Genomic DNA, 10,753 nt, shown 5'->3' on the forward strand with positions numbered 1-10,753 from the left:
GTGTAGAATTCGCACCACGATAGGCGCTTACCGCGGAATGGTCGGTCGCTGTCGCTGGGTACGGTTGCTGCCATTGATGCTCCCTTCTGTCGCTATGTCTGGCCTTCATGCTGCTTCCTTCCAATGCAGAGAGCGAATGGCGTGGTCGTCATCATTTTCGCGAGGGAGATTGTCGTTCAACTCGTCGGGGTATCGGCACCACCTCTCGATTCCTCCTCATCTTTTCCAGTCCAGAAATCGACTAGAACACGGCGAAATTCGATTTCACCCTCATCGTTCACGCCGAGTTGGCGAAGCATCTCGGCAAACTTGTCCCTCGCCATCCTGTGGCCGTATGTCTCTTTTCTCGCCCTCTCTGGCGTCGTGGGCCGCTGATGGCCCATTGGCGTGGGCCGGTTCATCCTGCTCATCAACTGGCCCGGTATCGTGGGCCGGTGCGGAAATTTGCCTTGGGTTGCCAATTCCAGAACGTTGATGACGGGAACATAGCGGCTGGCGCCTTTGCCCTTTCCCCGCCCTTGGAAGGTGCGTACAACCCGTGTCCATAAGGGCATGATCGCGCGCTGCACGGCATAGCGCGACGGTACAACGGCACCGGCGGGCGCGCGTTGCTTCAGGCGGTCGATATCTGCTCATCCCCGATTTCCACAGGTTGGGACCGTAGCATATCAGTTCCAACGCTTATATTCCCTAGTGGAAACCATAGGAGTCTCTGTTGGAGCAGAAACGCACGATCGCCCCCTTTATTGGTGGCATGTATGGCAGCCTTGTTGCCCTCGCGTTGGCGTTCGGTTTCCGCTTCCTGATGATTCCCGATCCCGATCCGACCTCGCAAGCAACTATAGTCCTTTCAGGACTGGCCTTTTCGATCTGTTTCAGCCTGACCTTCCTGCGCGAGCATCGACGCCAAATTGCCGCCGCGAGAGAATTTCTAAGCCGGCCAAGATCGTATCAGGACTAATCTTTGCGTTCTGCAACGCAAAACCCCGAACCTCTCCAGATAGCGTCCGGGGCATCTGAAAAATTCAGTCGAACCAACCTGATGCAACAGGGCGATGCTGGCCGGCCGGCATCTCCTGCTGGCCGGCCATTCTAATGCCATTCGATTAAAATGCCCCTGTGTATATTAGCAATCGCTCAATTTGGCGCGTCAACAATGTCAGGGCGGCGGGTTAAAACCAAATGGGTGATGTCATGCGAAGCGACTTCGCCGCTGCGCGCGAGCTCTTGGAGTGTGCCCAAAACCGGCTCTGCGGCATGGACGAAACGAGCCAGCGCGTCAGCGAGGCGCTGGATTCCCTGATCGAGGAAATAGCCATCGCGGAATTCCGCAAGGCGCCATTGACCCTCGTGCCGTTTCCCCGTGCGCGGCCACCCAAGCATGCCCGGTAGAATTGCCGATCGTGCTAAATGTTGATGGGAATTCAGCGCCTGAGTGGCAGGCGCCTTATCGCCTCTATGACACGCTCGCGACTTGACCAGATGCGACCGTCTTGGTGAACGTGTTCGTCACCCTGACTGACTTGTAGGCGTAGGCGACCCAAATCCCGGTCAGTACAAAAGAGACTATGGCGCTGCTAGTGCACCGCCCGCGAGCATTTGGCTCATCGGGACGCCAAGAACCGCCGAAATCCACACCGTATCCAGAATAAACACAATTGGTATTGCAACCACTGGTATAGGAATAGCTGCTTGAAGCGATATCTCCGCGGCAGCATTGCAACGAACACAACCACCTGGAGCACTATAAACGCCAGCAAGAGGGCAACCTCGCTGTAGACCGCCAGGCTGCCATTTGGCAGCGCCATGAGTTGTTGGTAGCCGTCACTCGACGAACCCAATGCGACGAGTGCGCCCAGCGTGGACAAAGCCTGAAGGATCGCAAGCAGCATTAGCCAGCCTCCAAACCCCACAAGGCCCGCTGGATTCTGTGAGGGTTTGGTCGCAGACAGAACAGCGACAAGGACAGGCACGCCAATCAGCAGAAACAGTATTGCCCAGTGCCAGATCGAAACACCCATTTACCCCTCCCCCTTTTCACAATCTTAGGGTGTATCGTCTTTTTTGAACAGCTCAAGAGGGCGACTCTATGAACCGGTGCCTTTGGCCAGAAATCCGTTCTTCCTGACTGGTCCTGAGACGGTCACCCGCTTCAAACCGCAATCGCCGCCACCAAAATCCGGTTCTGCCTTCGTATTGCCGCCCGCAATTCGGCGATCCTCGCCCCATCACGCTTCACGAACTCGATGAACATCATGTTCATGTTGTTAAACACCAGCTCGCCCAAGGCCTGCCCGTCGATATCGCGGCGTACCAGGCCTAGCGCCTGTAGCCTCGCGATCAGCGCGCGGATCTGCTCGGTCAGTGCCCGGTCAAGCGCGGTATAAGCCTGGCCGAACGGGCTGTCGGGCAGTTGCGTCGAGATCGCCATCGCCTGCCGCCACATCTCCTTGCTGAGATAATGCAGTGAATGCTCGATATAGATGCCGAGCAGCGTGTCCAGCGCATCGCCGACATTGGCCGGCGGGTTGGCGACGACGCCTTGCCCGGCATTGAGCACCTCGTTGACCTCCATCGAAACGATGGCGCCGAGGATGTCGCCCTTGTTCTGGTAATAGTTGTAGATCGTGCCGACCGAGACCTCGGCCTGCGCGGCGATGGTCTCGATCTTGGCGCCTTCGTAGCCGGCATCGCGGAAAAGCTCCGCGGCCGCCTCGATGATGCGGCGGTGCCGATCCGCCTTTTGCCTTGCCCGCAATCCGCTCATATCTGCTATTTGCCATAAAAACAGAATTGACTCAATTTTAGAATTGGTTCAATTTTTTGCCAGAAGCCAAAAAGGCAAGGGAGAACACTCGATGTCCATCAATCTGAAGCCTACGAATCCAACTACCAAGAACCCGCTTTCCGTCCTGAAGAGCCGTTTTCACGCCGCGTGTGCTGCGACAGCACTGCTGCTGGCGACGGGCAGCCTCGCCCAGGCAGCCGATCTCAATGCCTTGATCTGGTGCGATCACGCCGATCCGGCACTGCTGCAGCCCTTCGAGGAGGCCAACGGCGTCAAGGTCAATGTCAAGGAGTTCGAAGGCACCGGCGCCGGCTTGGCGATCGTCGAACAGTCGCAGCCCGGCGACTGGGATGTGATGGTGATCGACAGCATCGACGTACCGCGCGGCGTCGAAAAAAGCCTGTTCGAGCCGTTGCCGGAAGACAAACTGCCGCTGGCCGACCTCTTTCCCCAGGTGAAGATGGACAGCTCCACCGTGGTCGACGGCAAGCGCTACGCCATCACCGAAAAATTCGGCTACAACACGATCGGCTACAACAAGACCAAGGTCGATCCGGCCGACATGCAGTCGATGGCTGCGCTGACCAGCGATAAGTACAAGGGCAAGATCGCCATCTACGACTACTATCTGCCGGTCATTGGCATGGCCGCACTGGCAATCGGCAAGCAGACCGCCGAGCTGACCGAAGCCGACCTTCCCGCCATCAAGGAAGAGCTGCTGAAGATGAAGGCCAACGCCAAGCTGGTCGGCGAGGTGACTGCCAGCCAGACCGCGCTGGCAACCGGCGAGGTCGACATTCTGGTCGGCGGCGGCGAATGGGTGACGGCCGGGCTGGCCAAGGAGAACCCTGCCCTCGATTTCTCAATCCCGAAAGAAGGTGCTGTGCTGTGGTCGCAGTCGCTGGCGATGTTCAAGGATTCCAAAAACAAGGATATGGCGCTGAAATTCATCCAGTACATCATGAGCCCTGAAGGCCAGGCGCGGCTTGCTACCTCGGCCTGCTATTGGGGCATGCCGGCGAATACCAAGGCGGCTCTGACCGATGAGCAGAAGAAGATCCTGCGCTTCGACGAGCAGCCGGATTTCCTGGCCCGCGCCCAGCCCTATCCGGCGCCGAATGCCGATCTCGACAAGAAGATGCAGGACGTCTGGACCGAAATGCTGCAGGCGCAATGACCGGTGGCCGGTCATGAACTCTGCCACGAACAGTGGACGTGCCTTGCCCTGGGCGCTGGTCACGCCGGCGCTCGCCTGGACGCTGCTGTTCTTCGTGCTGCCTTTCCTGGCCATGGCGCTTTCCAGCCTGACGGCGCATGATGGCGGCGGCTTCACCCTGTCAAACTACAGCCAGTTCTTCAACAATCCGGCCTATTGGCAGGCGATGGTGAACTCGCTGCAGGTCACCGCCATCGTCACCCTGTTCTCGGTGCTGCTCGCCTACCCCTTCGCCTGGATCTTGGCCGAACAGGTGCCGGCGCGCTGGCAGCGGCTGGCGCTGATGCTGGCGGTGCTGCCGTTCTGGACTTCCTATGTCGTGCGCTCCTACTCCTGGCTGCTGGTGCTGGCGCAGAACGGCGTGATCAATCGCGCGCTGACCGGCTCAGGCCTGTTTGCGGAACCGGTGCAACTGGCCAACACACGGCTGGCCACGATCATCGGTTTCGTCCATTTCTTCGTCATGCTTTTGACGCTGACGATCTTCGCCAATCTGAAGCAGCTCAGTCCCAGCTACCGCAAAGCTGCCGCCGATCTCGGCGCCGGGCCGGTGCGCACGTTCCTGCATGTCGTCCTGCCGCTGACGTTGCCCGGCATCATGGTCGGCGCTTTTCTCACCTTCGTGCTGTGCATCGGCGACTACATCACACCGCAGATCCTCGGCGGCAACAACGAACTTTTGATGCCGCAGTTGGTGATGATGCAGATCGGCCGGCGCGGCGACTTTCCGCTCGCCTCGGCGCTGTCGATCATTCTGATGGCCGTGGTTACCATTGCCTATCTCGCCTGCGCCCGCTGGCTGAAGATCGAGCGGGCCTGACCATGCGCTCCTCCACTGTGGCCAAAGCCATTCGCATCCTGTCCGGCCTCTACGCCATAGCCATCTATGGCTTCATTTTCCTGCCGGTGGTCGTGCTGGTGCTGTTTTCGCTGCAGGCGACGTCGTTTCCGATCCCGCCCGTCACCGGGCCGTCGCTGCGCTGGTACGACGCCGTGCTCGCCGACACCCGGCTGACTTCGGCGCTGGTCAATTCGCTTCTAGTCGCAGCCATCTCCTCAGCTGTCGCCGTCACGCTGGGTTTCCTCTCCGCCTGGGGTTTTGCACGCTTCGTCCTGCCCGGCTCAGGTCTGCTGCGCGGGCTGATCACGCTGCCGCTGACGGTGAGCTATCTCATCATCGGCATGGGACTGCTGGTGCTGTTCAACTGGGCCGGCGTGCCAAAATCGCTGCTCGCCGCCGGCACCGGCCATGTCGTGATCAACCTGCCGCTGTGCTTTGCCATCATCTACAGCCAGATGGGCGACCACCAGATCAACATCGAGCGCGCCGCGCGCGACCTCGGCGCGCCCGAGCGGAAGGTGCTGCTGCTGATCACAGTGCCGGTGATGGCGCCGGCGATCTTCGCCGGTTTCTTCCTGTCGATGACCTTCTCCTGGGACGAATTCGTGATTTCCTTCCTGCTGACGCGTTTCGACACGACGCTGCCGGTCGAGATCTGGAACCTGCTGCGCTCAGGCCTCAATCCCAAGACCAACGCCGTCGGCTCGCTGGTCTTCGCCGTCTCCATCGTGCTGGTGGTAATGTTCGAACTGATGCTGTTGCGGAGGAAGCCGGCATGACGGCGCCACTGGTCGATATAAGCTCCGTCTCGCACCGCTTCGGTCAACACACCGTGCTGAAGAACGTTTCGCTGCAAATCGAGCCGGGCAGCTACACGATCCTGCTCGGGCCGTCGGGCTCCGGCAAGACGACGCTGCTGTCCATTCTCGGCGGCTTCGTCACGCCGAGCGAAGGCAAGGTGCTGATCCGCGGCGAGGACTGCACCGCCGTGCCACCGGCGAAGCGGCCGACCACGACGGTGTTCCAGGACTATGCGCTGTTTCCGCATATGAGCGTCGGCGGCAATGTCGGTTTCGGCCTGCGCATGCAAGGCGTCGATGCCGCGACACGGGCCGCGCGGGCGCGCGAGGCGCTGGCGCTGGTCGGGCTGGCCACCGCTTTTGACAAAAAGCCGCACCAGCTTTCCGGCGGCCAGCGGCAGCGCGTCGCATTGGCCCGCGCCCTGGTGGTCGAGCCGACCGTGCTGCTGCTCGATGAGCCGCTCGGCGCGCTCGACCTCAAATTGCGCCGGCAGATGCAGGACGAGCTAAAAGCGATCCAGAAGCGGGTCGGCACCGCCTTCATCCATGTCACCCACGATCAGGAAGAGGCAATGGCACTGGCCGACCATTGCGTGGTGATGAATGATGGGCGCATCGAGGACGAAGGGCCGCCCGAGCGCGTCTATGCGCGGCCGGCGACGCGCTTTTCCGCTACCTTCATGGGCGAAAGCACGCTGATATCCGGAGCGGTGACGGCGGCTAAGGACGGAACAATCACTGTCGCTACGCAGGTCGGACCGCTTTCGCTGACCGGCGCATTGCCGGCCGGGACGACTGTCGCCCTCGCCGTCCGTCCGGAACACCTTGTTCTCGGCGCGGCCGGCGGCGCTGTAGGGCTCGGCACGGCCAAGGTGAGCGACGTTGTGTTTCAAGGCAGCTTCAAGCGCGTGCTCGCCGTTTCTGCGCAGGACCCGGCGCTGCACTTCATCGCCAAGGTTGCCGCCGCTGCGACCGTCCAGCCGGGCGACATCGTTGCGGTTTCGTGCGACGCTGGCGACATCATCCTTCTGGCGAGTTGAGCCATGGGCGCGTTTCCGGTCATCGACGCTCCGAATTGGTATGAAACCATCCGCATGGGCGATGGCGTGACGCTGATCCACGAGCCGTGGATCAAGCCGTTCTTCCGCTGCAACATCTGGCATGTGCGCGGTCGCGACCGCGATCTCCTGTTCGACACCGGCCTCGGCCATTTCAGCCTGCGGCGTCACGTGCCGCTGGTGACGGAGCGAAGGATCATTTGCGTTGCCAGCCACACGCATTTCGACCATATCGGCTGCCATCACGAATTTCCGGACCGCTGCGTGCATCGGGCCGAGGCAGAAATCCTCGCCGATCCGCGCAATGAATGGACGGTTGCCGACCGCTACGCTACCGACGCAATGTTCGATGGAATGCCGCTAGGCTGGGACGCGGCGCGCTACCGGATCCTGCCGGCGCCGGCCGATCGCTTGCTCGGGCAAGGCGATGTCGTCGATCTCGGCGACCGTGCCTTCGAGGTAATCCACACCCCGGGTCATTCGCCCGGCGGCATCGCGCTCTACGAGAGGAAGACCGGCATCCTGCTTTCCGGCGACATCGTCTATGACGGCCCGCTGATCGACGATGTCTATCATTCCGCCGTCGACGACTATGTCGAAACGCTGCTACGGATGCGCGAGCTCGATGTCGCGGCCGTGCATGGCGGTCATTTCCCGAGCTTCGGCAAGATACGCTACCACCAGCTTATCGACGAGTATCTCGCACAAAAGCGGCAGGCCGGCTGTCATCTGCTGCAGGCGCGATAAGCACCGGTGTATCGCATCGCGAGAAGCGCTTGACGAATTCACAACGCCCTTTGCGGGCACGGCGTGCCGGCGGCATCGCCGCAGCGTGAAGCCGTGGGTTGGGGTCTCAAACTCGTCTCTTCCGACTGGCGCACCAGTTGGGCAAAGGCAAGAGCAAAACTTCCCAGCATCAGGACGATGATAATCAGGCGTGTTACGGGCAATAGATCGGTCCGACTGGCTGGCCCCCACGCCGCCCATCCACTGCCGGCTAACATGATCGATCGGGCTTTACGAGAGTTTAATCCCCCTCTTAACCATCACATTCGCTTGTCACCCGATACGATGCGCGAGCGCCTGACCAGCGCTCTTCCCGGCGCTGTGTTTGGGGCAGCCCATGCCTCCCTTTGCAGATTTGCCGTCCCATGCTAACCCGGCGCTGGCGCGGCCCAAGCAACCGGTCGCCACCAACCGGTCGCCATCCACATCGCCAATGGGAAGCCATGAGCAAAGCCGCCAGCCGTTTCGCCTTCGTCTCGTCCGACACCGCCGACGCCAAGGCGGCGCTGGAGAGCCTTTCGGAGCGCTATGGCCAGACGTCCATCGAGGATGCAGAGATCGTCGTCGCCCTCGGCGGTGACGGATTCCTGTTGCAGACCTTGCGCGACACGATGAGCACGGGAAAAAAAGTCTACGGCATGAACCGTGGCACCATTGGCTTCCTGATGAACGAGTATCGCGCCAGCGGTTTGACCGGGCGCATCGCGGCGGCCGTTGCCGAAACGATCCGTCCGCTGGAGATGCAGGCGGTGACGGCAGAGGGCGAAACGATTTCAGCGCTGGCGATCAATGAGGTTGCGCTGTGGCGCCAGTCCTACCAGACGGCCAAGATCCGGATCACAGTCGACGGGCAAGTGCGGCTCGAGGAATTGAACTGCGATGGCGTGATGATCGCGACGCCGGCCGGCTCGACCGCCTACAATCTGTCCGCGCACGGGCCGATCCTGCCGCTCGACGCGCCGCTGCTGGCGCTGACCCCGGTCAGTCCGTTTCGCCCGCGCCGCTGGCGCGGCGCGCTGCTTTCCAACAAGGCGACCGTTCGTTTCGACATTCTGGAGGCGGAAAAGCGGCCGGTGAACGCCGCCGCCGACCACACCGAAGTGAAGGCCGTAACCTCGGTGACGGTGCGAGAATCGCCAACGGTGACGGCGACGCTGCTGTTCGATCCGAGCCACTCGTGGAACGAGCGTATTCTTGCCGAACAGTTCCGTTACTGAGCCGGTACAGCGACGGGCAGCTCGATTAAGAACGGCGATTAAGGTTACGACTTCACAATCACACCATTCCCCGCCCGTTTCTGTTGACAAATCGTGGGCTTGCGCCTACCTGCAATACCAATCTTGCAGGCGCGCGGCGCTTGCCGCGACTGCTTATGTTGCGCCCCCGAACCAGCCAAAGACAGCCAAACTTGTCCTCAGACGCCCAGATCGCTCAAGAAGCGTTGACCTTCACAGACCTCGGCCTGTCGCCGAAGGTCCTTTCTGCAGTCACCGATGCCGGTTACACCGAACCGACGCCGATCCAAGCCGGCGCCATACCGCACGCCTTGCTCGGCAAGGACATTTTGGGCATCGCCCAGACCGGCACCGGCAAGACGGCCTCGTTCGTGCTGCCGATGCTGACCCGGCTTGAAAAGGGCCGGGCCCGCGCCCGCATGCCGCGCACGCTGATCCTCGAGCCGACGCGCGAGCTTGCCGCGCAGGTCGAAGAGAATTTCATCAGATACGGCAAGAACCACAAGCTCAACATCGCGCTTCTGATCGGCGGCGTGTCGTTCGACGAGCAGGACAAGAAGCTGGAGCGCGGCGCCGACGTGCTGATCGCGACGCCCGGCCGCCTGCTCGACCACCGCGAGCGCGGAAAGCTTCTGCTCAACGGCGTCGAGATCCTCGTCATCGATGAGGCCGATCGCATGCTCGATATGGGCTTCATTCCCGACATCGAGCGCATCTGCGAGATGATCCCGTTCACGAGGCAGACGCTGTTCTTCTCGGCGACGATGCCGCCTGAGATCACCAAGCTCACCGAGAAATTCCTGCACGCGCCGGTGCGCGTCGAGGTTTCGAAAGCCGCGTCCGCCGCCACAAACATCATCCAGCGGCTGGTGAAATCCGGCTCGAAACCCTGGGACAAGCGCGAGACGCTGCGCAATCTGATAAGGGCCGAGGATGCGGAGTTGAAGAACGCCATCATCTTCTGCAACCGCAAGATCGAGGTCTCGGAGCTTTTCCGCTCGCTGCTGAAATATGATTTCGACGCCGGCGCGCTGCATGGCGACATGGACCAGCGCGCGCGCATGCAGATGCTGGCCAATTTCCGTGACGGCAAACTGCGCTACCTCGTTGCGTCGGACGTTGCGGCGCGCGGCCTCGACATCCCCGATGTCAGCCACGTCTTCAATTACGACGTGCCGATCCATGCCGAGGACTATGTCCACCGCATCGGCCGCACCGGCCGCGCCGGACGCTCGGGCAAATCCTTCACCATCGCCACCAAGTCCGACACCAAATACATCGACGCGATCGAACGGCTGATCGGCAACAAAATCGAGTGGCATGACGGCGATCTCTCGACTGTCGTCGCCAGCGAGGGCGGAGAGGACGAAGCTCCCCGCCGTGGCCGCGGCGCCCCGCGCCGCGCCGGCCGCAAGGACGATGACCGCAAGGACAGGGGCGAACGCAAGCCACGCGAACGCCACGCCAAGCAAAGCGAAGCTGCAGCACCGGCTGTGGGGCGCGAGGAACAGGCCGTGGCGGCCGAGACCGCGGTCGCCGATGCCGGTGAGCGGCGCGCGCGCAAGCAAGCGATCCGCTCGGAAAATAGCGAGCGCCAAGCTTCGCCCGAACGTAAGGCTTCGCCCGACCGCAATCGCAACGAACAGCGTGCGCCGGAACGTGGCGACACCAGGCCGCAGCGCGACGGCAATCGCCCTGCCCGCCATCGGCAGGAAGACAATGACGCGACCGTCGGATTCGGCGACGACATGCCCGCCTTCATGCGCATCGTCGCCAAGGTCTGATCAGATATCGGTCCGCCTTAAATCCAGAATACCTAAACGGAAACGGCCCCTTGCGGGGCCGTCTTCATGTTCGGGTTCGTATCTGAACATGATCTTTTCGAACCCGAAGGTCCGGGATCATGGTCCAGCTCAGGTGAGCGGTGAAAGCTGAATTTCGACGCGGCGGTTCTGAGCACGGCCGGCGGCCGTCGCCTTGGAAGCGATCGGACGCGTCTTGCCGAAGCCGGTGACGGCGAAGCGGCGGG

Annotated in this window: 12 protein-coding genes and 1 pseudogene; 9 read left to right on the forward strand and 4 right to left on the reverse strand. The window is 61.5% G+C overall.

The window, feature by feature from the left end; all coding sequences use genetic code 11:
- Positions 1-176 precede the first annotated feature (176 nt).
- Positions 177-569, reverse strand: coding sequence for a hypothetical protein (locus EOA85_RS16555; RefSeq protein WP_127210425.1), 393 nt, complete (start codon positions 567-569; stop codon positions 177-179).
- A 146-nt stretch (positions 570-715) separates the two neighbouring features.
- On the opposite strand from EOA85_RS16555, the gene EOA85_RS16560 reads away from it, so the two are divergent.
- Together EOA85_RS16560 and EOA85_RS16565 are read left to right on the forward strand one after the other, a co-directional pair.
- Positions 716-961, forward strand: a complete 246-nt coding sequence (locus EOA85_RS16560; RefSeq protein WP_127210427.1) for a hypothetical protein — start codon at positions 716-718, stop codon at positions 959-961.
- 221 nt (positions 962-1,182) lie between these two features.
- Positions 1,183-1,392 carry a hypothetical protein gene (locus tag EOA85_RS16565; RefSeq protein WP_342586968.1) on the forward strand — a complete coding sequence of 70 codons (210 nt, stop codon included), beginning with the start codon at positions 1,183-1,185 and terminating at the stop codon, positions 1,390-1,392.
- A gap of 212 nt (positions 1,393-1,604) precedes the next feature.
- Here the strand turns inward: EOA85_RS16565 and EOA85_RS16570 are convergent, their stop codons facing one another.
- Together EOA85_RS16570 and EOA85_RS16575 are read right to left on the reverse strand one after the other, a co-directional pair.
- Positions 1,605-2,021, reverse strand: a complete 417-nt coding sequence (locus EOA85_RS16570) for a hypothetical protein (RefSeq protein WP_245485816.1) — start codon at positions 2,019-2,021, stop codon at positions 1,605-1,607.
- A 131-nt stretch (positions 2,022-2,152) separates the two neighbouring features.
- Positions 2,153-2,767, reverse strand: coding sequence for a TetR/AcrR family transcriptional regulator (locus EOA85_RS16575; RefSeq protein WP_127210429.1), 615 nt, complete (start codon positions 2,765-2,767; stop codon positions 2,153-2,155).
- 91 nt (positions 2,768-2,858) lie between these two features.
- Between EOA85_RS16575 and EOA85_RS16580 the strand changes: the two genes are divergently transcribed.
- The 7 genes from EOA85_RS16580 (at position 2,859) to EOA85_RS16615 (ending at position 10,508) form a co-directional block, all read left to right on the forward strand.
- Complete coding sequence (locus EOA85_RS16580) at positions 2,859-3,965, forward strand: spermidine/putrescine ABC transporter substrate-binding protein (RefSeq protein WP_127210431.1); 1,107 nt, start codon at positions 2,859-2,861, stop codon at positions 3,963-3,965.
- Between the two features lie 13 nt (positions 3,966-3,978).
- On the forward strand, positions 3,979-4,824 hold the full coding sequence (locus EOA85_RS16585; protein ID WP_127210433.1) for an ABC transporter permease: 846 nt from the start codon (positions 3,979-3,981) through the stop codon (positions 4,822-4,824).
- Positions 4,825-4,841: 17 nt separating this feature from the next.
- Positions 4,842-5,624 carry an ABC transporter permease gene (locus EOA85_RS16590; protein ID WP_127210439.1) on the forward strand — a complete coding sequence of 261 codons (783 nt, stop codon included), beginning with the start codon at positions 4,842-4,844 and terminating at the stop codon, positions 5,622-5,624.
- Positions 5,621-6,685, forward strand: a complete 1,065-nt coding sequence (locus EOA85_RS16595) for an ABC transporter ATP-binding protein (protein WP_127210435.1) — start codon at positions 5,621-5,623, stop codon at positions 6,683-6,685. Before EOA85_RS16590 ends, EOA85_RS16595 begins: the two co-directional genes overlap by 4 nt.
- 3 nt (positions 6,686-6,688) lie before the next feature.
- Positions 6,689-7,450, forward strand: coding sequence for an MBL fold metallo-hydrolase (locus tag EOA85_RS16600; RefSeq protein WP_127210437.1), 762 nt, complete (start codon positions 6,689-6,691; stop codon positions 7,448-7,450).
- A 482-nt stretch (positions 7,451-7,932) separates the two neighbouring features.
- Complete coding sequence (locus EOA85_RS16610; protein ID WP_065008218.1) at positions 7,933-8,706, forward strand: NAD kinase; 774 nt, start codon at positions 7,933-7,935, stop codon at positions 8,704-8,706.
- Positions 8,707-8,897: 191 nt separating this feature from the next.
- Positions 8,898-10,508, forward strand: a complete 1,611-nt coding sequence (locus EOA85_RS16615) for a DEAD/DEAH box helicase (protein WP_164759699.1) — start codon at positions 8,898-8,900, stop codon at positions 10,506-10,508.
- A gap of 129 nt (positions 10,509-10,637) precedes the next feature.
- Here EOA85_RS16615 and EOA85_RS16620 read toward each other — a convergent pair.
- A pseudogene (locus tag EOA85_RS16620) lies at positions 10,638-10,753 on the reverse strand (cell envelope biogenesis protein OmpA); the annotation flags it as partial.

It is taken from the genome of Mesorhizobium sp. M5C.F.Ca.IN.020.29.1.1 (assembly GCF_003997375.1).
GTDB classification, from domain to species: domain Bacteria; phylum Pseudomonadota; class Alphaproteobacteria; order Rhizobiales; family Rhizobiaceae; genus Mesorhizobium; species Mesorhizobium wenxiniae.

Bases quoted from the DNA above. Each gene is read 5' to 3' on its own strand.
- EOA85_RS16565 (WP_342586968.1), top strand. From the start codon at position 1,183: ATGGGTGATGTCATGCGAAGCGACTTCGCCGCTGCGCGCGAGCTCTTG.
- EOA85_RS16570 (WP_245485816.1), bottom strand. From the start codon at position 2,021: ATGGGTGTTTCGATCTGGCACTGGGCAATACTGTTTCTGCTGATTGGC.
- EOA85_RS16575 (WP_127210429.1), bottom strand. From the start codon at position 2,767: ATGAGCGGATTGCGGGCAAGGCAAAAGGCGGATCGGCACCGCCGCATC.
- EOA85_RS16580 (WP_127210431.1), top strand. From the start codon at position 2,859: ATGTCCATCAATCTGAAGCCTACGAATCCAACTACCAAGAACCCGCTT.
- EOA85_RS16585 (WP_127210433.1), top strand. From the start codon at position 3,979: ATGAACTCTGCCACGAACAGTGGACGTGCCTTGCCCTGGGCGCTGGTC.
- EOA85_RS16595 (WP_127210435.1), top strand. From the start codon at position 5,621: ATGACGGCGCCACTGGTCGATATAAGCTCCGTCTCGCACCGCTTCGGT.
- EOA85_RS16600 (WP_127210437.1), top strand. From the start codon at position 6,689: ATGGGCGCGTTTCCGGTCATCGACGCTCCGAATTGGTATGAAACCATC.
- EOA85_RS16610 (WP_065008218.1), top strand. From the start codon at position 7,933: ATGAGCAAAGCCGCCAGCCGTTTCGCCTTCGTCTCGTCCGACACCGCC.